Annotated in this window: 24 protein-coding genes; 7 read left to right on the top strand and 17 right to left on the bottom strand. The window is 59.5% G+C overall.

Features of this window, described 5'->3' with window-relative positions; genetic code table 11:
- Nucleotides 1-167: 167 nt before the first annotated feature.
- The 6 genes from ACR0B8_RS12180 to ACR0B8_RS12155 form a co-directional block, all read right to left on the bottom strand.
- Entirely contained in the window at nucleotides 168-467 is a 300-nt protein-coding gene (locus ACR0B8_RS12180) for a hypothetical protein (protein WP_226689290.1), read from the bottom strand.
- The gene (pheS, locus tag ACR0B8_RS12175) at nucleotides 467-1,540 is read right to left on the bottom strand and encodes a phenylalanine--tRNA ligase subunit alpha (protein ID WP_170327268.1); all 1,074 of its coding nucleotides are present in this window, start codon (nucleotides 1,538-1,540) and stop codon (nucleotides 467-469) included. Before pheS ends, ACR0B8_RS12180 begins: the two co-directional genes overlap by 1 nt.
- 82 nt (nucleotides 1,541-1,622) lie before the next feature.
- Complete coding sequence (locus tag ACR0B8_RS12170; RefSeq protein ID WP_226689289.1) at nucleotides 1,623-2,993, bottom strand: glutamate--cysteine ligase; 1,371 nt, start codon at nucleotides 2,991-2,993, stop codon at nucleotides 1,623-1,625.
- A gap of 64 nt (nucleotides 2,994-3,057) precedes the next feature.
- Nucleotides 3,058-3,585 carry a hypothetical protein gene (locus tag ACR0B8_RS12165; protein ID WP_170397070.1) on the bottom strand — a complete coding sequence of 176 codons (528 nt, stop codon included), beginning with the start codon at nucleotides 3,583-3,585 and terminating at the stop codon, nucleotides 3,058-3,060.
- Complete coding sequence (locus ACR0B8_RS12160; protein ID WP_226689288.1) at nucleotides 3,582-4,157, bottom strand: hypothetical protein; 576 nt, start codon at nucleotides 4,155-4,157, stop codon at nucleotides 3,582-3,584. The genes ACR0B8_RS12165 and ACR0B8_RS12160 overlap by 4 nt, the downstream gene beginning before the upstream one ends.
- 230 nt (nucleotides 4,158-4,387) lie before the next feature.
- Nucleotides 4,388-5,113 carry a 16S rRNA (uracil(1498)-N(3))-methyltransferase gene (locus ACR0B8_RS12155; protein WP_480658616.1) on the bottom strand — a complete coding sequence of 242 codons (726 nt, stop codon included), beginning with the start codon at nucleotides 5,111-5,113 and terminating at the stop codon, nucleotides 4,388-4,390.
- A gap of 12 nt (nucleotides 5,114-5,125) precedes the next feature.
- On the opposite strand from ACR0B8_RS12155, the gene ubiA reads away from it, so the two are divergent.
- The 4 genes from ubiA (at nucleotide 5,126) to ACR0B8_RS12135 (ending at nucleotide 9,278) form a co-directional block, all read left to right on the top strand.
- Entirely contained in the window at nucleotides 5,126-6,088 is a 963-nt protein-coding gene (gene ubiA, locus ACR0B8_RS12150; RefSeq protein ID WP_480658614.1) for a 4-hydroxybenzoate octaprenyltransferase, read from the top strand.
- A gap of 64 nt (nucleotides 6,089-6,152) precedes the next feature.
- The gene (locus tag ACR0B8_RS12145; protein WP_170361264.1) at nucleotides 6,153-8,069 is read left to right on the top strand and encodes an OmpA family protein; all 1,917 of its coding nucleotides are present in this window, start codon (nucleotides 6,153-6,155) and stop codon (nucleotides 8,067-8,069) included.
- A gap of 1 nt (nucleotide 8,070) precedes the next feature.
- The gene (locus tag ACR0B8_RS12140; protein WP_170361262.1) at nucleotides 8,071-8,391 is read left to right on the top strand and encodes a hypothetical protein; all 321 of its coding nucleotides are present in this window, start codon (nucleotides 8,071-8,073) and stop codon (nucleotides 8,389-8,391) included.
- Nucleotides 8,392-8,459: 68 nt separating this feature from the next.
- Nucleotides 8,460-9,278 carry an isocitrate lyase/PEP mutase family protein gene (locus ACR0B8_RS12135; protein WP_170361260.1) on the top strand — a complete coding sequence of 273 codons (819 nt, stop codon included), beginning with the start codon at nucleotides 8,460-8,462 and terminating at the stop codon, nucleotides 9,276-9,278.
- 36 nt (nucleotides 9,279-9,314) lie between these two features.
- Here ACR0B8_RS12135 and ACR0B8_RS12130 read toward each other — a convergent pair whose 3' ends face one another.
- From ACR0B8_RS12130 to pgsA, 3 genes are read right to left on the bottom strand one after another with little or no spacing between them, the layout of a single operon-like run.
- On the bottom strand, nucleotides 9,315-9,758 hold the full coding sequence (locus ACR0B8_RS12130) for a molybdenum cofactor biosynthesis protein MoaE (RefSeq protein ID WP_170361258.1): 444 nt from the start codon (nucleotides 9,756-9,758) through the stop codon (nucleotides 9,315-9,317).
- 1 nt (nucleotide 9,759) lies between these two features.
- Complete coding sequence (gene moaD, locus ACR0B8_RS12125; protein ID WP_170361256.1) at nucleotides 9,760-10,005, bottom strand: molybdopterin converting factor subunit 1; 246 nt, start codon at nucleotides 10,003-10,005, stop codon at nucleotides 9,760-9,762.
- Between the two features lie 3 nt (nucleotides 10,006-10,008).
- The gene (gene pgsA / locus ACR0B8_RS12120; protein WP_170350739.1) at nucleotides 10,009-10,677 is read right to left on the bottom strand and encodes a CDP-diacylglycerol--glycerol-3-phosphate 3-phosphatidyltransferase; all 669 of its coding nucleotides are present in this window, start codon (nucleotides 10,675-10,677) and stop codon (nucleotides 10,009-10,011) included.
- Between the two features lie 181 nt (nucleotides 10,678-10,858).
- Between pgsA and ACR0B8_RS12115 the strand changes: the two genes are divergently transcribed.
- Nucleotides 10,859-11,743, top strand: a complete 885-nt coding sequence (locus tag ACR0B8_RS12115; protein WP_170361254.1) for a DMT family transporter — start codon at nucleotides 10,859-10,861, stop codon at nucleotides 11,741-11,743.
- On the opposite strand, the gene uvrC is transcribed toward ACR0B8_RS12115, so the two are convergent.
- The 6 genes from uvrC to ACR0B8_RS12085 form a co-directional block, all read right to left on the bottom strand.
- Nucleotides 11,740-13,614 (bottom strand): excinuclease ABC subunit UvrC, encoded by a 1,875-nt coding sequence (gene uvrC / locus ACR0B8_RS12110; protein ID WP_170361609.1) that lies wholly within the window; start codon nucleotides 13,612-13,614, stop codon nucleotides 11,740-11,742. The genes ACR0B8_RS12115 and uvrC overlap by 4 nt on opposite strands.
- 290 nt (nucleotides 13,615-13,904) lie before the next feature.
- A complete protein-coding gene (locus ACR0B8_RS12105) occupies nucleotides 13,905-14,684 on the bottom strand; it encodes an SDR family oxidoreductase (RefSeq protein ID WP_170397050.1) in 780 nt (259 codons plus the stop codon).
- A 21-nt stretch (nucleotides 14,685-14,705) separates the two neighbouring features.
- On the bottom strand, nucleotides 14,706-15,668 hold the full coding sequence (locus ACR0B8_RS12100) for a calcium/sodium antiporter (RefSeq protein ID WP_170506948.1): 963 nt from the start codon (nucleotides 15,666-15,668) through the stop codon (nucleotides 14,706-14,708).
- Nucleotides 15,669-15,836: 168 nt separating this feature from the next.
- Nucleotides 15,837-16,634 (bottom strand): S49 family peptidase, encoded by a 798-nt coding sequence (locus ACR0B8_RS12095; RefSeq protein WP_226689286.1) that lies wholly within the window; start codon nucleotides 16,632-16,634, stop codon nucleotides 15,837-15,839.
- Between the two features lie 114 nt (nucleotides 16,635-16,748).
- On the bottom strand, nucleotides 16,749-17,510 hold the full coding sequence (locus ACR0B8_RS12090) for an ABC transporter permease (protein WP_170361250.1): 762 nt from the start codon (nucleotides 17,508-17,510) through the stop codon (nucleotides 16,749-16,751).
- Nucleotides 17,507-18,436 (bottom strand): ABC transporter ATP-binding protein, encoded by a 930-nt coding sequence (locus tag ACR0B8_RS12085; RefSeq protein ID WP_226689285.1) that lies wholly within the window; start codon nucleotides 18,434-18,436, stop codon nucleotides 17,507-17,509. The genes ACR0B8_RS12090 and ACR0B8_RS12085 overlap by 4 nt, the downstream gene beginning before the upstream one ends.
- 171 nt (nucleotides 18,437-18,607) lie before the next feature.
- On the opposite strand from ACR0B8_RS12085, the gene ACR0B8_RS12080 reads away from it, so the two are divergent.
- Nucleotides 18,608-19,717 (top strand): CaiB/BaiF CoA transferase family protein, encoded by a 1,110-nt coding sequence (locus tag ACR0B8_RS12080; protein WP_226689284.1) that lies wholly within the window; start codon nucleotides 18,608-18,610, stop codon nucleotides 19,715-19,717.
- Nucleotides 19,718-19,775: 58 nt separating this feature from the next.
- On the opposite strand, the gene hemE is transcribed toward ACR0B8_RS12080, so the two are convergent.
- Nucleotides 19,776-20,810: a uroporphyrinogen decarboxylase gene (gene hemE, locus ACR0B8_RS12075; RefSeq protein WP_170361243.1), complete on the bottom strand. Its 1,035-nt coding sequence runs from the start codon at nucleotides 20,808-20,810 to the stop codon at nucleotides 19,776-19,778.
- Nucleotides 20,811-20,917: 107 nt separating this feature from the next.
- On the opposite strand from hemE, the gene hemC reads away from it, so the two are divergent.
- The gene (gene hemC, locus ACR0B8_RS12070) at nucleotides 20,918-21,877 is read left to right on the top strand and encodes a hydroxymethylbilane synthase (protein ID WP_170361241.1); all 960 of its coding nucleotides are present in this window, start codon (nucleotides 20,918-20,920) and stop codon (nucleotides 21,875-21,877) included.
- Nucleotides 21,878-22,099: 222 nt separating this feature from the next.
- On the opposite strand, the gene ACR0B8_RS12065 is transcribed toward hemC, so the two are convergent.
- Nucleotides 22,100-23,377: an aspartate aminotransferase family protein gene (locus tag ACR0B8_RS12065; protein ID WP_226689283.1), complete on the bottom strand. Its 1,278-nt coding sequence runs from the start codon at nucleotides 23,375-23,377 to the stop codon at nucleotides 22,100-22,102.

The raw sequence follows: 23,377 nt of genomic DNA, 5'->3' as shown, positions 1-23,377 counted from the left end.
ACGTCACAACCCCGTGGGTGCAGGTAACAAGCCGCGTTATCGCCAGACCGTGCGAGCAGTGTCGTCCATTGCGCTTGTACTAGTGGCGCCGCAATGAGCGACCGATGGCGCGGCGGCCTATCGGCCTTAGCTCCGCGCATTCTTCCGGAAACCGCTGACGTTACAGCCTAGTCACTGCGACCAGATCGGTTAATCAGCTTCTGTACATTTCGCAGCTTGCGCCGCTCTGCTTCCGACTGCGCCTTATCGGCGTAAATCTTGAACATTGATAAAAAGAACAATGGCAGGAGCGCCATTGCCACAGCCACCCAAAGCAGAACACCGATCACTCCAAGAACGGCTCCAGCAATCCACATAAACAAAAAGTTGAACGCGAACCCCAGCGTCAGCCAAAAAAATGGTCGTTCAGAGGCCCGTGCTTTGCACCAGTCGAGATAGGCAGCCAGCCATGTCCCGAACAAGTACATTAGCGGCTCAAACCACCATGCAGGTTCGGCATATCCAGCGCTGCGAACCCGTAGTGCCGTAGCCAGCGCAGATCGCTGTCAAAGAAGGCCCGCAAATCCGGAATACCGTATTTCAGCATCGCCAGACGGTCGATGCCGATACCAAAGGCAAAGCCCTGATAGACCTCGGGGTCAATCCCACCGGCGGCGATTACCTTGGGGTGGACCATGCCCGAGCCCAGAATCTCCATCCAGTCGTCGCCCTCGCCGATTTTCAGCTGACCGTTATCCCAGGAACAGCGGATATCGACCTCGGCCGACGGTTCAGTGAACGGGAAGTGCGAGGCGCGGAAGCGCAGTTCGACGTCGTCGACCTCGAAGAACGCTTTCACGAACTCTTCCAGAACCCATTTCAGGTTCGCCATCGAGATGTCTTTGTCGATGGCCAGCCCTTCGACCTGATGGAACATCGGCGTGTGGGTCTGGTCATAGTCGGCGCGGTACACGCCGCCCGGGCAGATCACGCGGATCGGCGCGCCCTGTTTCTCCATCGAGCGGATCTGCACCGGAGACGTATGGGTGCGCAGCACGTGCGGCGGGCGGTTATCGCCCTCGGCGCGGTGCATATAGAACGTGTCCATCTCGGCCCGCGCGGGGTGGTGGCCGGGGATGTTCAGGGCGTCAAAGTTGTACCAATCGTCTTCGATCCGCGGCCCTTCGGCCACCGAAAAGCCCAGTTCGGCAAAGATCGCGGTCAGTTCCTCGGTCGCCTGGCTGATCGGGTGAATCGAGCCCTGACGGCGCGCGCGGGTCGGCAGGGTGACGTCCAGCCATTCGGTGCGCAGACGCTCATCCAGTGCGGCATCGGCCAGCGCGGATTTCTTGGCGGACAGGGCCGAGTTGATTTCGTCCTTCAGGGCGTTCAGCGCCGGGCCTGCGACCTGCCGCTCCTCGGGCGTCATTTTACCCAGCTCGCGCATCTTCAGCGCGACCTCGCCCTTTTTGCCCACGGCGGCGACGCGGATCGCCTCAAGCGCGTTTTCGTCGCCTGCTTCGGCGATCTGCCCCAGATATTTTGCCTTAAGATCGTCCATCACGCTTTCCGAACTGGCCCCTGAATTTGGTCCAGAACCTGCTATCGGCCAATCCCGGTGAATGCAAGCCGCACGGCGCGGATCAATAGCTGTATTCCGGGAACACCCGCGTCAGATCGCCATTCCAATCGCCATTGTAGTGATCCAGCAACTCATCCGCCGGAACCTTGCCGGTTTCGATGCTGTCCTTCAGCGCGTTGAGGAAATGCGTCTCATCCGGGACCAGACCGCCTGCACCGGGGAAGGCGCGGGATTTCAGGCCCGCCTCAGAGATCGCAACCACCTCGCGCGCCAGATCGTGCATGTTGATGTTGCCCACCTGCGCCTGCAGCCCGTCCTTTGCGGCCTCGACACGCAATGCCTCGCGGGTTTCCGCGTCCCAGCTTTTGACCAGATCCCAGGCCGCATCCAACGCGCCCTGATCGTAGGTCAGGCCAACCCAGAACGCAGGCAGCGCACACAGGCGTCGCCAGGGGCCCCCATCAGCGCCGCGCATCTCCATGAACTTCTTGATCCGCGCCTCGGGGAAGGCCGTGGTTAAGTGATCGGCCCAATCCGACAGGGTCGGCGTCTCGCCAGGCAGCGCCGGCAGTTTACCCTGCAGGAAGTCGCGGAAGGACTGTCCCAACGCGTTGATATACTGACCGTCGCGATAGACGAAATACATCGGCACATCCAACGCGTATTGGACCCAGCGTTCGAACCCGAACCCGTCCTCGAACACAAAGGGCAGCATCCCGGTACGCGCATCGTCGAGATGCTGCCAGATATAGCTGCGCCAGCTTTTCTGGCCGTTGGGTTTGCCATCGAAGAACGGAGAGTTGGCGAACAGTGCCGTTGCCACCGGTTGCAAGGCCAGCGCGACCCGCAGTTTCTGCACCATGTCGGCCTCGGACCCAAAGTCGATATTGACCTGAACCGTGCAGGTCCGGCGCATCATCGACCGACCCATGGTGCCGACTTTCTCCATGTAGTCATTCATCAGCTTGTAGCGGCCCTTGGGCATCAGGGGCATATCGTCATGCGACCACGTTGGCGCGGCACCAAGACCGATGAAGCCGACGCCGATCTTGTCAGCAATATCCTTCACGTCGCGCAGATGCGCGTTCACTTCGTCACAGGTCTCATGGATGGTTTCCAAAGGCGCACCCGACAGTTCCAACTGTCCACCGGGTTCGAGCGAGACATTGGCGCCGTCTTTTTGCAGGCCGATCAGCTTGCCGTTTTCTTCCAGCGGCTCCCAATCGTGCAAGTCGCGCAGACCTTTCAGAACGGCCAGAATCGAGCGCTCGCCCTCATAGGGCAGCGGCTTCAGCGTGTCTTTGCAATAGCCGAACTTTTCATGCTCGGTCCCGATGCGCCAATCCTGTTTGGGCTTACAGCCCGATTCCAGATATTCGGCCAGTTGCTCATGGCGTTCGATCGGTCCGCCGCCGGACTGGGGGATGGACATGAACCGTTCTCCGATCCTGATGTGTCTGTCGTTCGGTCTTTCGTGGTCGGAAACCGCGCCAGTGTCAATGCAGCCTGAGATGCGCCGGACGCGAGGGTGTACGTTCCCAGATCACCACCTGATGTGCCGTGCCACTGTTCAGTTCCGCCAGCATTTGTTCGGTTTTCAGCCCCGGCAGCGCCGAGAAGACATCGAACAGCGCCTCGGCCCCTTCGGCATTCACAGGAATGTGAAGCACCGGCTGACCCGGTTGTTCCAGCACCCAATGCGCAGGCGACGACGTCGGGTCCAGCGCCAGACGCTCAATTTCACGCGCAGCGACTATGCCGCCGTCCAACGGGCCCAGATAAGTGATCTGGCCTTCGTCAATGGTTACTACGCCCGGTCCACCGGCCCCGGTGCGGAAACGGGCACGCTGAATGCCGATGACCGCAAGCGCGACTGAGACCAGAACCAGCACCCAGCCGAGCCATCCCAGCAACCCACCGGGGCCGCTGATCCAGCTGAGCCCCACCAGCAGGACAGCCCCCGCCACCAGCACTTCGCGCCAGCGCCATAGGGTCAGTTTGGCTTCGGGTCGGATGAAACTCAACGGTCTGCTCCTGTGTTTACGCCTTCGTATGGCGCTGATAGTGCTTCGAATTCCATACTCGTGAAATCGTAAAGCAATCGCCGATCTTCAAGGGTTCCGTTTCCGGAAATATGTGCCTGCCACAATGCTCCTGCCTCTGCCCATTGCACGCTGGATCCATGTCGATCCGCCCATTCCCATCCGTATAGCGCCCTTCGCGACTGATCCGCTGTGGATTCCAAAGCAAACCGCGACGAAATAAGCGAGCGGTTCCCTGCTCCCAAAACAAAGGACTGATTCAGTTTCCAATTGGCGACCAGATCAAGCTGCAATTCGGCGTCATATCCGCTGCCACGCAGATGATTCCACCCGCGCTGTTCAAGCCGACGCCAAACAAGATTGCCCATGTAAAAGCCGTCTGTTGCGTGAGGAAAGGCATCCGTAGCCGCCGGGGAAAGGCCATCTGGCAAAACTTTGGGCGGCGCTGATCCATTCAGCCACAACTGCCCGTCATCCGTGAAAGCACCGCCACCATGCCAACTGTCTGATTGCGGCCAAAAGGCCAGGGCTTTGATCCAAGGTACCCGCGACACTGCTGTCCAGCAGCGCCCATTTCGGCAAGCAAAGTAAACCAGATGGCGGCCATCTGGTGATATATCGCACCTGAACTCATGGACACGGGCCTTCAGCCATTGACCAAGTTGAATCTGGTTGCTGCGTCGGTTCCACAAAAGGACGGCGACTTGATCGGATGGTCCACGTCGAAGCACAACCGCCCGGTTAGAACGGGTCGCCGTCAACACATGAAGACGTGGCGGGGGCCTCACGACCAATCGCCCAGCGCCTGTTGCCACATGGTCAGAGCAGCAACCGCCGCAGTATCGGCGCGCAGGATGCGTGGGCCCAGACTGACCACATGGGTAAAGGGCAGGCCCGTTAGCCGGGCGCGTTCTCGGTCTGAAAAACCACCCTCGGGGCCGATCAGTATGGCCCAAGGCTGTCCTTTTTTGTTTGCTGCCAATCGCAGCGCCGAGCCGACCTCGGCCTCGTTACAAAACATCAGCAGACGGCCATCGGGCCATGCATCCAGAACACGGTCAAGCCGTTGTAGATCGGCGACCTCGGGCACGAAGGTGCCTCCGCATTGCTCGGCGGCCTCAACCGCGTGGGCTTGCAGGCGGTCCTGTCGGATACGTTCGGAATTGGTGAACTCGGTCTGCACGGGCAGGATCCGAGCCGCACCCATTTCCGCCGCCTTTTCAACGATGAAATCAGTGCGCGCCTTTTTGATCGGCGCGAACAGGAACCACAGATCGGGCGGCATTTGCAGCGGCTTGGACTGCTCCACACAGGTCAGAACGCCACCGCGCTTTCCCGCCTCGGCAATCTCGGCCAACCACTCTCCGTCCCGGCCATTGAACAGGGCCACGTGGCCGCCCACAGCCAGGCGCATGACACCGAACAGGTAATGCGCCTGCTCACGCGTCAAATCAACGGATTGCCCCTGACCCAGAGGGTGCTCTACATACAGTCTGATCTTTGCACTCATGAGGCCTTACATATGCAAGGCAACGCCCCAACACCAGACGGCCAGGTCGCCGATGCCGTATCCGGCAACTGGGTCGACACCCACGCGCCTGAATTCACCCGCCCCTATCTGCGCCTCAGCCGCGCGGACCGGCCCATCGGTACGTGGTTGCTGCTGATTCCGTGCTGGTGGGGTCTGGCGCTGGCGATCCTTAGCGACGGCAATCCCAGGTGGGAGGATCTGTGGATCGCCATCGGCTGCGCCCTTGGCGCATTCCTGATGCGCGGAGCAGGCTGTACGTGGAACGACATCACCGATCGCGACTTCGACGGGCAGGTGGAGCGCACACGCTCGCGCCCGATTCCATCCGGTCAGGTCAGTGTGAGGCAGGCGGTGATCTGGATGGGCCTACAATGCCTGCTAGCGCTGGGGATTCTGCTGACCTTCAACCAGGCCGCCATCGCCATGGGCGTGCTGTCGCTACTGCCGGTGACGATCTATCCCTTTGCCAAACGGTTCACATGGTGGCCGCAGGTGTTTCTGGGGCTTGCCTTCAACTGGGGCATCCTGTTGGCCTGGGCCGCGCATACGGGCACGGTCAGTGCGCCTGCAATCATATTGTACTTGGCAGGTATCGCCTGGACGCTGTTTTATGACACGATCTATGCCCATCAGGACGCAGAAGATGATGAACTGATTGGCATCAAATCCACCGCCCGACTGTTTGGCACCGATACAGGGCGCTGGCTGAAGTACTTTCTGGTGGCGACGGTTTTCCTGATGGGTCTGGCCATTATCGACGGGGCGCTTGCACAAGCCTCAATCATGTCTTTGGCCGTGGCCTTGGCCGGGCCATGGGCGATGGGTTGGCACATGGCTTGGCAATTGCGCGGGCTGGATCTTGAGGATAACGCGAAGCTGCTGCAATTGTTCCGCGCCAATCGGGACACCGGCCTTATTCCGCTGATCTTCCTCTGCGTCGCACTGTTGCTCTGATTGCACCTTGGCGCGGGGCTAGGTAAGAGTTCGCACATTCGCCTGAGGAGTCGTTAACCCGCACATGCGTTTGCCCTATATCTTTGCCGTAGCCTTTATCTTCCTCGTGTCGGCTGGCCTTTGCCTGTTGGCGGCCAGCTTTGCGGTGACCAAGGTCGAAGAGTCCTCTGAATTTGCCGTGCGCCGTGCGCTGGACCTGAAGGGGCACGATTGGGCCGAGGTGTATTCCGACGGATTGCGCGTTGTGCTAACGGGCACTGCCACGGATGAGGCCACCCGCTTTAACGCCCTGACCGCAGCCGGGACCGAGGTCGATACTTCGCGTGTGATCGACGAGATGAATGTGGCGCCGACCTCGCAACTGGCAGCGCCACGGTTTTCCGCCGAAATCTTGCGCAACGACAGCGGGATTTCCGTGATCGGCCTGATCCCTGCCAGTCAGGACCGCGAGGCACTGGTGGAGCGGCTGCGTGATCTGAGCGATGGCAGCCAAGTGTCAGACCTGATGGAAACCGCCGATTACCCCAAGCCAAAAGGCTGGGACGCCGCGATCACCTATGCCGTCGAGTCGCTGACCAGCCTACCCCGCGCCAAGATCTCGGCCAGCCCGGGTCTGGTCAAGATCACCGCAATTGCCGACAGCCAGCAGGAAAAGGAACGGCTGGAACAAAGCCTTACCCGTGCCGCGCCGCCCAGCCTGCGGATCGGCCTGGCGATCTCGGCCCCGCGCCCGGTGATCACGCCTTTTACGTTGCGGTTTTTGATCGACGAAAATGGCGGCCAGTTCGACGCCTGTTCGGCGCAAGACGAAAAAGCCCGCGATGCCATCATTGCCGCAGCGAAAGAGGCCGGTCTGAGCGCCACCTACTCCTGCACCATCGGATTGGGCGTACCCTCGCCACGTTGGTCTGACGCCGCCACGCTGAGCATTCAGGCGCTGGCGGATCTGGGTGGCGGATCAGTTACGATGTCGGATGCGGATATCACGCTGGCAGCGGCGCATGGCACCGATGCCGGGACCTTTGATCGCGTGGTGGGCGAGCTTGAAAATGCGCTGCCTCCGGTCTTTGCCCTGCACGCGATCCTACCGCCCCCGGAAACCGATGCCGTGTCCGGCCCCCCCGAATTCACCGCCACACGCAGCCCCGAGGGGTTGGTGCAGATACGCGGACGGCTGGGCGACGACACCCAGCGCGACATGGTCGACAGCTATGCCCGCGCTGCCTTTGGGTCGGAACAGGTCCACACCGCAACCCGCATAGCGCCCGAAGGGTTGCCGACGGGCTGGCCCGTGCGCATTCTGACCGGGCTTGAGGCGCTGGCCCAACTGCATAACGGTGCTTTGACGGTGACGCCGGATGATCTTGAGTTGTCCGGTGTCAGCCATGACCCCGACACAAAGGCGCAGATCGCGGGTCTGTTGTCCGAGAAGCTGGGCGACGCACAGGAATTCACCCTGTCGATCACCCATCAGGAACCCCCCGAACCCGCCGACAAACTGCCTGATCCCGAAGTTTGCGAGGAACGCATCGCCGAGGTTCAGGCGGGCACCAAGATCGCCTTTGAACCTGGCTCGGCCACTGTTGCCACCGACTCGCGCGATACGGTGAACCAGATTGCTGACATCTTACGCGAATGCGGCCCCATCAGGCTTGAGATTCAGGGCCACACCGACAGTCAGGGCCGGGAAGAGATGAACCAACAGCTTAGCCAATCGAGGGCGCAATCGATCCTGAACGAGCTGCGCGCGCGCCGGGTGCCCACCGCCAGTTTCACTGCCATGGGATACGGGGAAACGCAGCCCATTGCCGATAACGACACTGAAGAAGGCCGCGAAGAAAACCGCCGGATCGAGTTCCGCCTGATCCGGCCCGAACCGGTTGAGAACCCGGAAACCGGTCTGGACGCGATCGAGGCGGAAATGATCGAGGGTGAACAGACGGACAATACCGCCTCAGACGCGGATGCAGGGGACCAGTAAGTTGAACAGAATCGAATTCATCATCGCCACCGCCATTATCCTGTTCTCGGCCTTTTGCATGGGCTGGTTCGCCAACTGGCTGGCCCATCGCCTGTCACGCGTGCGCCAAAGTGACGTGGCCGATCTGGACCGCATGAGCCAAGAGCTGCACGAGGCCGAGGAAACCCGCGATCAGGCGATCACCTACCTGCAACAGCGCGAGGCCGAACTGACCAATCAACTGACTCAGGCCGAGGCTGAACTGGCCGCCGCCATGGACGGTCTGCGGGCCGCACGACAAGAGGCCGAGGAGATGCGTGGACGTATCAACAACGCAGATTGAGGAACCGGATTTTTCGCTCTGATTCCGGTTACATTGCTGTAGGGTCGTCCCAAACGTGAGGGCGATCCATGTCAAATCAAAGAGTCAAATTCGAACAGTTCAGAGACCTGCACTTTGGGTCCAAGGCTTTTGTCATGCCCAACCCCTGGGACGCGGGCTCGGCCCGGTTGCTGTCCAATTTGGGCTTTGAATCCTTAGCGACAACCAGTGCCGGCTATGCGTTCACAAAAGGCAAACGCGACTCTTTTGCTGACCTAAGCAGGGATGAGTTGCTGGACAATGCCTCAGACATCGTCAAAGCGGTTCCCCTGCCCGTTTCCGCCGACCTTGAGGCAGGTTTTGGAGATGCACCCGAAACCTGTGCCGAAACCGTTCGCATGGCGGCGGACATAGGCTTGGTTGGCGGGTCAATAGAAGATGCGACCGGCAATCCAGATGCCCCGATCTACGATCTGCACCAATCGGTTAACCGCATTCAGGCGGCCGCGGAAGCCGCTGCGGATTTGCCATTCCTGTTGACCGCAAGGGCAGAGAATTACCTTTGGGGCCGCGCGGACCTGGGTGACACGATCAAACGCTTGCAGCTGTTTTCCGAAGCAGGCGCTGCCGTGTTGTACGCCCCCGGTCTGCCGGATTTGGACGCAATCAGAACCGTGTGCCGCGAAGTCGACAAACCGGTGAATGTGGTGATGGGACTCAGCGGACCTGTCTATTCCGTATCCGAACTTTCCGACGCAGGCGTTCGACGGATCAGCGTCGGCGGATCATTTGCGCGCGCTGCGTTTGGCGCATTGAAGCGGGCGGCTGACGAAGTGAAATCAAAAGGCACCTTCAGCTATTCGGCGGATGCGATCCCCGGCGAAGAACTTAACAGGCTTTTGAGTTGAGATTGGACGGTCACATTCTGTGCACGGCTGGCAATGTCACCAGCGGGTCAGCGCGTCTTCGTCCTCGTCTTTGGCATCAACCCATTGCGCGCCGGAATTGGTGATTTCCTTCTTCCAGAAGGGCGCGCGGGACTTCAGGTAATCCATCAGGTACTCCGCCGCCTCAAACGCATCCTTACGGTGCCGCGCGGCCGTGGCGACCATCATGATCCGGTCCCCCGGTGCCAGCCGTCCGTGACGGTGGATCACCAGCACATCGCCTAAAGACCAGCGCTGCTGCGCTTCTTCGGCAATCTTGGTCAGGGCCCGTTCGGTCATGCCGGGGTAATGCTCTATCTCCATCACATCCAGATCGCGCGAGGCCAGATCGCGCACAACACCGGTGAAGGTCACAATCGCCCCGTTGGCGTCGTCACCTGCGGCAAAGACGTTGGCCTCAGCCCCCAGATCGAACTCTTCTTCCTGAACCGCAATGCGCATCTTAGCCGCCTGTCATGGGCGGAAAAAACGCCACTTCGCGCACGCCGACCAGCGAAGCGTCAAAGTCCGACAGTTCCTGATCCAGCGCCACCCGCAGCGCGGACAGGTCTGCGAAAGCTGCGGCATAGCGGTCCTCGCGCGCACTGAGTTCGGCAACCAGATCGGAAACCGTCGCGGCTTCGGTCTCGACCCGCTCTTTCGGCAGACCGATCCGTTCGCGAACCCAGGCGAAATACAGCACGTCCATCGCTTAACTCTCCTTCAGATGGGGCATGGCTTTACGTAGGTAGTCATAGCCGGTGATCAATGTCAGCGTCGCGGCAATCCACAACAGCCACAGCCCAACGCGACCCGACCAGAACATCCCCTCCAGATGCCAGCGCAGGTGGTTCACATCCTCGATCTGCCCGGTCAGAGCCTGATCAATCAATTCCGGGTTCATCCCGAAAGAGCCCATCACGAAATTATGCTCAAAGATACCCTGCGAAAACAGCACCGCTATCGCCACCATCTGTGCCGTGGTTTTCCATTTCGCCAGCTTCGTCACCTTCAGCGTTCCGGCCGTGTCGCCCAGATATTCGCGCAAGCCTGACACGAACACTTCGCGGAACAAGATCACGGTGGCGGGCAGCACCAGCCACGGCGTCCAATGTTCGGCTGAATAGCCCACAAGGATCATCAGCGCGATCACCACCATCGCCTTGTCGGCAATCGGGTCCAACATGGCCCCGATCTTGGTTTCTTGTTTCCACGCGCGGGCCAGATAGCCGTCGAACCAGTCGGTGATCGCCGCTGTTAAAAACAGGATCAGCGCGAACCAGTCCGCATAGGGTCGGGTAAAATACAGAAACATCACGGCCAGACCGGGGGCTGCAATAAGGCGTAGCACGGTCAGGATATTGGGCAGGTTCCACTTCATGGTTTGGACATTACATCGCTGGTTGCAGACATAAAAGACGGCACCGCAAAAAACGGACCCGATCACAGGCAGTTGCGGCACGGTTGGTCAAAGGGTCGCAAGCTGGAACTCTCAGCCAGATACCCCCTTGGCGCGCGATCCCTTTACGGTCAGATTGGCGCGGTTTCTACGTGGCAGAGCAATGACAACACATATTCAAACCGATCCCCGATCAAATCTGATCGGCAGCGCCTGGATGATCTCGGCCATGGCGCTGTTCGCGTTAGAGGACGCGCTGCTCAAGGGGGCCTCGGCCACGTTACCTATATGGCAGATTCTGTTGTTGTTCGGCGCGGGCGGAACAGTGGTCTTTGCGATTGTCGCGATCGTCCGCGGAACACGATTGTTTCACCCGGATGTGCTGTCGCGACCGATGAAAGTGCGCGTGCTATTCGAAATCTTCGGGCGGCTGTTCTATGTGCTGGCGATCACACTGACACCTCTGTCGGCGGCCACGGTGATCCTACAGGCCACGCCGCTGGTCGTGGTCGCCGGAGCGGCCTTGTTCTTTGGCGAAACGGTCGGCTGGCGACGGTGGAGCGCCATCCTGATCGGCCTGATCGGCGTGGTGGTGATCATCCAACCAACCGGAGACAGTTTCACGGCCCTGTCCATTCTGGCCGTGCTGGGGATGCTGGGTTTTGCTGGGCGTGATCTGGCCAGCCGGGCCGCACCGGCCACACTGGGAACCGAGGTGCTGGGGTTTTACGGCTTTCTCTGCATCATCGTCGCCGGGCTGGCCTATCGGTTCTGGGAAGGTGCGCCACTGGCACCCGTGGACCTGCACACCAGCCTGCATGTTGGCGGAGCCGTCCTGATGGGAACAGCCGCCTACGCATCGCTGATGAAAGCCATGAGGACAGGAGAGGTTTCGGCCGTCACGCCGTTCCGCTATTCCCGCCTGCTGTTCGGCGTCGGCCTGGGCGTAGTTATGTTTGGCGAAAGGCTGGATCAGACCATGTGGATCGGTAGCGGGCTGATCGTGGCCTCGGGTCTTTATATCCTGTGGCGCGGACGGCAGGTCTAGCCCTTGTCGTGGAAGAAGTCATAAACCTTCTGCGCCAACCCGGCTGAGATACCGTCCACCGCCTTGAGATCGGCCAAGTTGGCCCGGCTGACCGCCTTGGCACTGCCGAAATGGGCCAGCAAAGCGCGTTTGCGTGCCGCGCCCACACCGGGGATTTCGTCCAACGGGGTCGCCCCCACGGCTTTGGCGCGCTTTGCCCGGTGGGTGCCAATGGCGAACCTGTGTGCCTCGTCCCGCAAGCGCTGAATGAAGTACAGCACCGGATCGTTGCGTTTCAGGGCAAAGGGGCGTTGGCCGATGCGATGGAATTCTTCCTTGCCGTGATCCCGATCGACACCTTTGGCGACACCCACCATCGGGATATCCTCGACGCCGTGGGTTTGCATAATCTCATGCACGGCACTGACCTGCCCTGCACCGCCGTCTATCAGCAGCAGATCGGGCCACAGCCCCTTTTCGCGATCCGGGTCCTCTTTTTGCAGGCGGGTGAAGCGGCGATTCAGAACCTCTTTCATCATGCCAAAATCGTCGCCGGGGGTCAGATCATCGCCGCGAATGTTGAACTTGCGATAAGCGTTTTTCATGAACCCTTCGGGGCCGGCCACGATCATGCCGCCCACAGCATTGGTGCCTTGTATGTGGCTGTTGTCATACACTTCGATCCGGCCCGGCGGGGTATCAAGATCAAACGCCTCGGCCACACCGCGCAGCAGCTTGGCCTGCGTGGCGCTTTCCGACATGCGGCGGGCCAGCGACTCACGCGCATTGCGCAGGGCACCGGCGACCAGTTCCTGCTTTTCGCCGCGTTGCGGCACCAGGATCTCCACCTTGCGCCCGGCCTTCTCGGTCAGCGCTTCTTGCATCAGATCGGCGTTTTCGATGGCATCCGACAGGATCAGCTGCCGGGGCGGTTCCTTGTTGTCGTAGAACTGACCAAGGAACGCCTCCATCACCTCGGCCGGGGACACGTCCGGCCCTACACGAGGATAGAAATCCTTGTTGCCCCAGTTCTGGTTGGCCCGGATGAAAAACACCTGAACGCAGGCTTGACCGCTGTCCATATACAGGCCGATCACATCCGCTTCGGCCACACCGCGCGGGTTGATGCCTTGAGACGTCTGCACCTGTGTCAGCGCCCGGATACGGTCACGCAGGCTGGCGGCACGCTCGAACTCCATCGCCTCGGAGGCGGTCATCATCTGCTCGGCCAGTTCCTCTTGCACCTTGGTCGACCGGCCCGACAGGAAGCGTTCCGCATCCTTTACGCTTTCGCGGTAATCCTCCTCGGAGATCAACCCGACACAAGGCCCTGAACATCGCTTGATCTGATACAACAGGCAGGGTCGTGTGCGGCTATCGAACATGGAATCCGAGCAGTTGCGCAGCAGGAAGGCCTTTTGAAGCTGGTTCAGTGTCCGGTTCACCGCCCCTGCATTTGCAAAGGGTCCGAAATAGGCGCCCTTTTCCTTCTTTGCCCCACGATGTTTCTTGATCTGCGGAAAGGAGTGGTCTTTGGCCACCAGAATATTCGGGAAACTTTTGTCGTCCCGCAGCAGCACGTTGTACTTGGGCTTGAGCTGCTTGATCAGGTTCTGTTCCAGCAGCAGCGCCTCGGTTTCGGTCCGCGTGGTCAGGAACATCATCGAGGCGGTTGCCGCGATCATCCGTTCGATCCGTCCAGAATGGCCGGGGCGCGCATAATTCGACACCCGCGCCTTCAGGTTTCGCGCCTTTCCGACATACAAAACCCGGCTGTCACCATCCAGCATCCGATACACACCGGGTGAGCTGTCCAGCGTTTTTACATAGCGCTGAATGATGGCATAGCCGGTGGGCTGAGCGTTCGATGTTGGGTCGTCTTGGATGGTCATGGGCCTGAGATATGATTCTCTGACCATGGCTGCAATCTTGTGCCTTTCAGATCAAGAGAAAACAAATCCACGGTTTCTGTGGATAACTGTGGAGATAAGTTTCCGGGCATCGCGAATTTCCCTTGTTTCATTAAGGATTCCTTGATCTGCACAAAAATTAGGCAGCATTTTAACTTATTGTTTTTAAACGAAACTATTTCCTAAACATGACAAGTGTATGAAAAAAAAGACATTTTTGTAACGTGCAGGTAACAGGAACGCGAGCGGTGCAAAACTTACGGCAGAATTACTTATTCTACGCCCAGAACATCCGGTGTCTGCCAGCCCAGATGTTGCCCGCCATCCACGCATAACAGCTGTCCAGTCACCGCATGCGCGTCCAAAAAATAGCCCAGCGCGGCGGTGATATCCGACGGGTTCGCGCCCCGCTCGAGAACCGTGTTGGCGCGCTGTGCCTTGAAGTGGTCTTCGCTCTGGCGATGGCCCTGCATGGTGGGGCCCGGCCCGATGGCGTTGACGCGGATCGCTGGAGTCAACGCCTGCGCGGCGGTACGGGTCAGCGCCCACAGGCCCATCTTTGCAATGGTGTAGGACATGAACTCGGGGGTCAGCTTGCGCACGCGCATGTCGACCATGTTGACGATCAATCCGGTGGCCAAGGGCTCTCCGGCGTCGTCCGTGTCGGGCGTCAGCCCTTGCTCGGCCATCGCCTGCGTCAACACAAAAGGCGCACGCAGGTTGCTGTCCATGTGACGATCCCAGCTTTGTCGCGTGGCCGTGTGGATATTGTCGTATTCAAAGATCGAGGCATTGTTGACCAGACAGGTGATCGGTCCGCCCAGCGCCTTGGCCGCGCGGGGCAGCAGGGCGCTGACTTGTGCCTCATCCAGTAGATCGGCCTGCAAGGCGACCGCCTTGCGCCCCAGCGCCTGAACCTCAGCCACGGTCTCCAGCGCGGGTTGTTCAGAGGTGGCATAGTGTACGGCCACATCATAGCCGCGACTCGCCAGATACAGCGCCATGGCCCGGCCAAGGCGAATTCCGGCACCAGTCACTACGGCTCGGGTCATGCAGGGTCCCTCTTTGTCACGTCACGCCAACAAAACGATGACATAGACCGCGTAGAGCAGAGTCAACACAATGCCCCAGGCGCGCGTGATGTCCCGCTTGAAAAACACGAACGGGATCAGCAACAGCGACGCGCCCAACATGACCCACAAGTCAAATTCAAGGAATTCCGGGTCTACGGGAATAGGGCCAACCAACGTGGCAATCCCGACAATGGCCAGCAGGTTGAACATGTTTGACCCGATCACATTGCCCAGCGCCACATCCGCCTGACGCCGCAGCGCCGCCATCACCGTGGTGGCCAATTCCGGCAGGGATGTTCCCACGGCAACCAGTGTGAGGCCGATCACCGTTTCGCTGACCCCATAGGTGCGCGCAATGACGGTCGCGTTGTCGACAAGAAGATGCGCGCCCATGGGCAGACCGATCAGGCCCAACACCAGGTAGATCGAAACCTTCCAATAGGCCATGTTGGGATCAGCCTCTTCGAGACCTTCCAACTCATCATCGTCGGCACAAGCCTCACCACAGGCCTTGCGATGCGCATAGGCCTCGCGGAACGCATTCCACAGAACAAGAGCCAGCGCAGCCAGCAGAATGGCCCCGCTGAGCATGTTGAACACGCCACAGAACGCCAGCCCTATGAACAGAACCGAAGCGAGCAGCATGAAAACATAGTTCTTGCGACTGTCGCATTCGCTGGTGTGCAACGTGGCCAGCAAAGCAGGCAGGCCCAGAACCAGCAAGATATTCGCCGTGTTCGACCCGACCACGTTGCCCAGCGCAATCCCCGGCGCGTTCTCCTTGATCGCGCTGATCGCAATCAAAAGCTCGGGCGCTGATGTGCCAAAGGCTACGATGGTCAGGCTGACGATCAATGCAGGCACACCCATGCGCAGGCTCAGGTTCACCGCACCGCGCACCAGCGCATCACCCGCCAGCAGCAGGATCAGCAATCCTAGGCCGGATAACAGCCACGCCGTCATGTACGATCTCCTTTTTCGCAGGCGCAGGGACCTTTACCGATCCTGAACCGCCCGCAGCGCGGACATCTTGACGATTGCAGCCTTTTTTGCCCCGGAAAGCGCAGCTTTCCGAACATCGCCAGCACACCCATGGCGATCAGAAACAGGGTGACAATCTTGATAATCACGTCACAAACCGAAACGCGCGTAGGCTGCACGCTCCTCAAGGCCGGCAACGGCATCCTGTGCCAGCGAAGCCCCAAAGCGCGACCAGAGAGGTTTGCGAAGCCCATAGCGGCGGAATTTGACCTTTTCGCCAAAGCGTTCCTGCAACTTGGGCTTCAGATGCGCGATGCCATCAATCAGCCCCAGTTCCTGCGCGCGCCGGGCCAGCCAGACCTCGCCTGTGAACAGGTCCTGACTTTCATCCAGCTTGCCGCCGCGCCGGGTTTTGACATGGGTGATGAAATTTTCGTGAATGTCAGCCAACAGCACTTCCAGCCGGGCGACGTCTTCTTTTTTCTCAGGTGCAAACGGGTCGAGCATGGATTTCGATTTGCCTGCGGTGTGCACACGGCGTTCGATACCCTGTTTTCGCAAAAGGACATGCGCGCCGAAACCCGAAGAGATCACCCCAATCGACCCCAGAACCGAGCTGTCATCGGCGTAAATCTCATCCGCAGCCGCCGCCAGCCAATATCCGCCCGAGGCTGCCACGTCTTCGACAAATGCAAGGACAGGAACGTTCAATTCCTCAGATAACCGTCGAATACGCGCGCCGATCAGAGAGCTTTGCACCGGCGATCCACCGGGCGAGTTGACCTCAAGCGCGACGGCGGCAGGTTTGCCCTTGCGAAAGGCTTTCTCAAGTACGGGTGCCAGCGCAGTGTCGGACATCGATCCACGACCGGCCATTCCGATTGCACCGGACAGGCGCACAACGGCCACGCAGGGTTGCTTTTTAATAAACGGCAGGCTGAGTTTCATGGGTGCCGATGTAGAGTGCTCCCAACCGGTAAACAAGGGACCGATTTACCGATAGACGTGACGTGAACACATTTCCTGAGGCCAGAGGGCAAAAATGCAACGCCTCTCTGTGGCTTAGCTACGAATGCGCCAACCGGTTTTAAAGATCCACCAGATGATGCCAAGGCACAGGCCGGTAAAGGCCAGAATGGCCAACAGGCTAAGCCCGATCGGAACATCCGCCAGCCCATAAAACGACCAGCGAAACCCCGAAATCAGATAGACCACCGGGTTGAACAAAGTGACCGTCTGCCAAAGCGGCGGCAGCATCGAAATGGAATAGAACGTGCCACCCAGAAAGATCAGTGGCGTCACGACAAGCTGCGGCACCAGCGACATCTGCTCGAAATTACTGGCCCAGATACCGATGATGAACCCCAACAGAGAAAAGCTGAGGCAGGTCAGGATCAGAAATGCAGCCATCGCAACCGGGTGTTCGATGCGCAAATCCACAAAGAAAGAGGCCGTAACCAGGATGACCAACCCAACGAAAAGTGACTTGGTCGCGGCTGCCCCGACATAGCCGATCACAATCTCGATAAAGTTCACCGGCGCCGAGAGAAGCTCATATATCGTGCCCAGAAACTTGGGGAAATAAATGCCGAAAGACGCATTGGATATCGCCAGCATCACCACCGACAGCATGATCAGCCCCGGCACGATAAAGGCACCGTAGGACACGCCTTCGATCTCTTGAATACGGCTGCCGATGGCGGTGCCAAAGACCACGAAATACAGCGAAGTCGACAGGACCGGCGACAGAAAGCTCTGTGCCAGGGTGCGGAAGAACCGGGCCATTTCGAACCGGTAGATGGCGGCAATGGCGGACCAGTTCATGCGGGCTCTCCGGACACCAGATTGACAAAGATTTCCTCAAGGCTCGACTGCCGCGTCTGCACATCACGCAACACCAGCCCCGCCTGCGCCACATCATTCAACAACGTGGTGATCCCGGTACGATCAGCATGCGTGTCATAGGTATAAATCAGCGCATCACCGTTACCATTCATCGTCAGGTTATGCGCCGCCAGACTGTCGGGAATGGTCTGGATCGGCTCAGTCAGCATCACCTCGATCTGCTTCTTGCCCATCTGCGCCATCAGCGTGTGTTTGTCCTGCACAAGTAACAGCTCGCCTTTGTCGATGACGCCGATACGGTCAGCAATGGCCTCGGCCTCTTCGATGTAATGCGTGGTCAGGATGATGGTGACGCCGGCCTGTTTCAGTTCGGCCACGATCTCCCACATATCCTTGCGCAGTTCGACATCAACGCCGGCGGTGGGTTCATCCAGAAACAGCACGCGCGGCTCATGCGACAGTGCCTTGGCGATCAGCACGCGACGCTTCATACCGCCGGACAGTTCTTTGATCGCGTTCTTGCGTTTGTCCCACAGGGACAGCTTGCGCAAAATTTCTTCGATCCGCGCATCATTGCGGCCTAACCCGAACAGACCACGCGACAGGCGGACCGTGTTCCAGACCTTCTCGAACGGCTCCAACGCGATCTCTTGCGGCACCAACCCGATCATCCGGCGTGCGGCACGAAAATCGGTCAGGATATCGTGACCGCCTACCGCAACCGAACCCGAGGTCGGTGTGGTTATGCCGCAAATGGTCGAAATCAGCGTCGTCTTACCCGCCCCGTTCGGGCCCAGCAGCGCCAGGATCTCCCCCTGCTCGATATCCAGCGAGACGCCCTTCAGCGCCTCAAACCCTCCGGCGTAGGATTTGCGCAGATCCTTGATCGAAAGAATGGTTGTCATGCAGGTTCCTCGTTCTGGCGGCGACCCTACCTCGCCCGCCCGACACAGAACAGGTCAATTCCGCACACCGCCCTGCGCTTTTTTGCGGTAGGGAAAGGCGCCATTGCACGTAACTCCGGCCTTGCAATTCACCGGACAAGTCGAAACCCTGCGCCGAAACGGAGGGGCGCAATGCTGAACGGTATTCGGATTATCGAGATCGAAGGGCTGGGCCCTGCCCCCTTTGCCGCCATGCTGCTGGCGGATATGGGCGCGGATGTCATCACCATCCACCGCAAGGTACGGGCGGCAACACCTGGCATGCCGGAACGCTCGGTTCTGGATCGCGGAAAACGGTCGGTTGATCTGAACCTGAAGGACGAGAGCGATCTGGAAGTTACCAAACGGCTGATCGCCTCGGCTGATGCGCTGATCGAAGGGTTTCGCCCCGGAGTGATGGAGAAACTCGGCCTTGGTCCCGAACCCTGTCACGAAATGAACCCCAAGCTGGTCTACGGCCGGATGACAGGCTGGGGTCAGGACAGCCCCTTGTCGAACACGGCCGGGCATGACCTGAACTATATCGCCTTGTCCGGCGCGCTCTGGTACGGATCACCCCCCGATCAACCGCCGCAAACCCCCGCCACACTGGTCGGTGATATCGGCGGAGGAGCGATGTATCTGGTCGCTGGCCTTCTGGCCGGGCTTCTGAACGCGCAGAGCACGGGCCAAGGCACCATAGTCGACGCCGCCATTTATGATGGCTCGGCACATATGATGAACCTGCTTATGAGCCTGAACCAATCCGGCAACCTGTCTGACGCACGCGGTCAAAGCCTGCTGGACGGCCCCCATTGGAGCCGCACCTACGCCTGTGCCGATGGCGGGTTCGTGACGGTCCAATGCCTCGAACCCAAATTCTATGCGCTTTTCCTTCAAAAGATGGGCCTGTCCGACGACAAGATTTTTCAGCCCCAGTTCGACCCGTCACTCTGGCCCGCGCAAACCCGCAGCCTTGCCGCCATATTCGCCGCAAAGCCACGCGACCATTGGGCAAATCTGTTTGCAGGAACAGATGCCTGTGTCGCCCCGGTTCTCAGCCCGACCGAAGCACAGGCCCATGAAATGAACTCCGCCCGAAACACATGGCTGCGTATCAACGGTGATCTCCAGGCCGCCGCCGCCCCCAGGTTTTCCAACCATGCGTGGGCGCCGAAACCAAGCCCGGCCCGTGGCGAACACAGTGTGGAAATTCGGGCGGAGCTCGAAACTCTTCGCCGATCCGCCTCTTCATCTGGCTAAAAATACCTCGGGGGATGAATTGGCCACAGTCCAAGATGGGGGCTGGCCCCCTTCCCGATTATCGCCCGCGAACTGTATCGATCATCAGCTGCACATTCGCAGGGTCAGCATCCGGCGTGATCCCGTGACCCAGATTGAAAATATGTGGCCCTTTTGAGAACGCCTCGACAATCCGGAGCGTCTCATCCACCAAAGCCTGCCCTCCGGACACCATATGGGGCGAGGCCAGATTGCCCTGAACGCAGCCATCCACCTGCACATGCTTGGCCCCCCATTCAGGCGAAACTGAATTGTCCAGCGCGACACAGTCCACACCCGTTGCCTTGGCAAATCCGATATAGCCATCCCCGGCCTCTCGCGGGAAACCAATCACCGGGATACCGGGATGGCGTTCCTTGATGGCCTGCGTGATCACACGACAAGGCTCAAGCGCATATTTCCGGAACGCATCCCCTTTCAGTGACCCGGCCCAGCTGTCAAAGATCTTGACCACTTCAGCCCCGGCCTCGATCTGCGCCGAGAGGTATTCGATGGTCGCCAGCGTAATACGCTCCAACAGTGCCTCGAACAGAGCGGTGTTTTCCTCGCGCAGCGCATGCGCGGGCCCCTGATCCGGGGTGCCGCGCCCGGCAATCATATATGTCGCAACGGTCCAGGGCGCGCCCGCGAATCCAATCAGAGTGGTCTCGGACGGCAATTCGCGCGACAGGATGCGCACCGTCTCATAAACCGGCGACAGCGTTTCATGGATATCCTCGACCGGTTTCAGCGCATCGAATTCCGAAGCTTGCGTGATGGTCGACAGACGCGGGCCTTCTCCGGTGACAAACCACAAATCCGCGCCCAGCGCCTGCGGTACCAGCAGGATATCGGCAAACAGGATCGCTGCGTCGAACCCATAGCGGCGGATCGGCTGCAGCGTCACCTCGGCCGCCAGTTCAGGGTTATAGCATAGCGACAGAAAATCCCCAGCCTGCGCGCGGGTTGCGCGATACTCGGGCAGATACCGCCCGGCCTGACGCATCATCCAGATCGGCGGCACATCCTGTACCTCACCCGCCAGTGCCCGCAGCAGTTTCTTTGTCTCGGCCATCTTTGCCCCCAATCGTCTGGTTTGTCGCAACGGGTCATCCTTCGGCGGCAATTTGTCAAGGTGTCCCCCCATTGTCAGGGCAATGTGACGCGACTAAAGCTTGGCGCATGACACTGACCCTGCCTTCCCCCGACTCACCGCTGAAGATTGGCACCCGTGGTTCGCCTCTGGCGCTGGCGCAAGCATACGAAACCCGGCAACGGCTGGGCACTGCATTTGACTTGCCGGACGAGGCGTTCGAGATCGTGGTGATCAAGACCACCGGCGACAACCGCGCCATGATCGACGCGGACCGCCCGCTGAAAGAGATCGGCAACAAGGGCCTGTTCACCAAAGAAATTGAAGAGGCGATGCTGCGCAGCGATATCGACATCGCAGTGCATTCCACCAAGGACATGCCGGTGGAACAGCCCACAGGTTTGGTACTGGACACGTTCTTGCCGCGCGAAGATGTGCGCGACGCGTTTATTTCGCCCAGCCTGACCTCGATCCACGATCTGCCGCAGGGCGCGGTAGTAGGTACCTCCTCCCTGCGCCGTCGGGCGCAGCTATTGAACCGGCGACCTGATCTGAACGTTGTGGAATTCCGCGGCAATGTGCAGACCCGCCTGAAAAAACTGGCCGACGGCGTGGCGGACTGCACCTTTCTGGCCATGGCAGGCATCCGCCGCTTGAACATGGCCGAGGTTCCCGCCACGGCCATCGCCCCCGAGGACATGCTGCCCGCAATTGCGCAGGGCACCATCGGTATCGAGCGTCGTAGCGACGATTCCCGTGCAGCGGGTATGCTCGAAGCGATCCACCATACCGAGACGGGTCAGCGCCTGGCCGCTGAACGCGCCCTGCTGGCGGCCCTGGACGGGTCCTGCGAAACCCCCATCGCGGGTCTTGCCGAAGTGCAAGGCGGACAACTGCGCCTGCGCGGCGAAGTGCTGCGCCCCGATGGGTCCGAGGCGATTGCCGAAGACCAAACGGGCACGATTTCCGACGGCCCCGAGATGGGCCGCGTCATGGCACAAACACTGTTGAAACAAGCAGGTCCGGGCTTCTTCGATTGGAGAAGTTGAGAAAAATTTGAGTAATGTGAATTACTTCACTGTAGATTGCATTCCGATCTGGCATCAAGGTTTCATACCGATGTGGTGAAGGGGCGATCTCGATAAAGTCGAAAGTTTTTTCAGTATATTCGCTTAAGTGGTATTCGAGGGGGCGAGACTGCACCAAATCACTAATCGGTTAGGGCCGCTGTCATATTTTGACAGCGGCCCATTTCATTTCAGATCAATCGTTCAGGCTGCACTGATCGCCTGTACAGCTTTTTCAACAGCCGCCCGGGTCTGTTCCAGATCGGCTTCGGTCACGGCCAATGACGGATACAGCTTGCCCGGAGATTTGAAGATCCCATTTGCGCGCAACGTATCGTTGTAGAGGGTATTTCGTTGTGGATCGTCATGTCTGGCGCTGCGGTAGTCGCGACAAGCCCTATCGGTGAAATAGATATCGAACAGCGTTTCATCTCCGACGACCTGATGCGGAATACCCGCTTTGGTCAGCGCGTCGACCTGCATCTGCTGCAATGCCAACCCAGTTGCGCGCAGCTGGTCATAAACGCCGTCGCGCCGCAAAACCTCGAGGGTTTTCAAACCTGCAACCGAAGCCACCGGATTGCCAGACAAAGTGCCCAACTGCATCAGCCAGCCTTCTTCGCCGACCTGCGCCTTGTTGAAATGCTTCATAATTTCGGCGCTGGAACCCAGCGCGGCCAGAGGGAAGCCACCGCCTGTAGCTTTGCCCAAAGTGCAGATATCGGGCGTCACGCCGTATTTTTCCTGCGCGCCGCCATAGGCTAGGCGGAACCCGGTGACGATCTCGTCAAAGATCAGAAGAACATGGTGCTTGTCGCACAGATCGCGCAAGCCCTGCAGGTAACCGGGTTCAGGCGGCACGATCCGTTGCAACGGCTCAACCATGATCGCAGCGACGTCATTGTGTTCGTCCAACAGGGCGGCCACCGCCTCAAGGTCATTAAAAGGGGCAACCAACACCTGTTCGGCCACGCTGTCAGGGATACCGGCACTGTCTGGCACGGCTTGCGGAAAGTTGACCTGCCGGCTGGGCGCAAGACTCATCTGCGCCTCGGCGCTCATGCCGTGATAGCCGCCTTCGAATTTCAGAATCTTGCTGCGCCCCGTATAGGCGCGGGCCAGACGGATCGCATACATGTCCGCCTCTCCGCCCGAGGCGACAAACCGCACCTGTTCGCAACAAGGCACCGCATCGATGATCGCCTCGGCCAGTTCAATGCCCTTGGCGTTGTTGGCAAAGAAGGTCATGCCTTTGGGCAATTGCTCCAGTACGGCCTCCATCACCTCGGGGTGGCCATGACCCAACAGCATGGGCCCCGACCCGATCAGATAGTCGATATATTCATTGCCGTCCTCATCCCAGACACGGCTGCCTTCGCCGCTGGCAATGATGATGCCAGGATCAAAATTGCCAAACCCTCCGGCGGGTAGAACTGCATTGGCGCGGTCGATCCATTCGGGTTGTGTGCCTATCTTCAGCAT

The organism is Ruegeria sp. BH6 (assembly GCF_056538105.1).
This window is presented reverse-complemented; position numbering and strand designations above follow the sequence as displayed.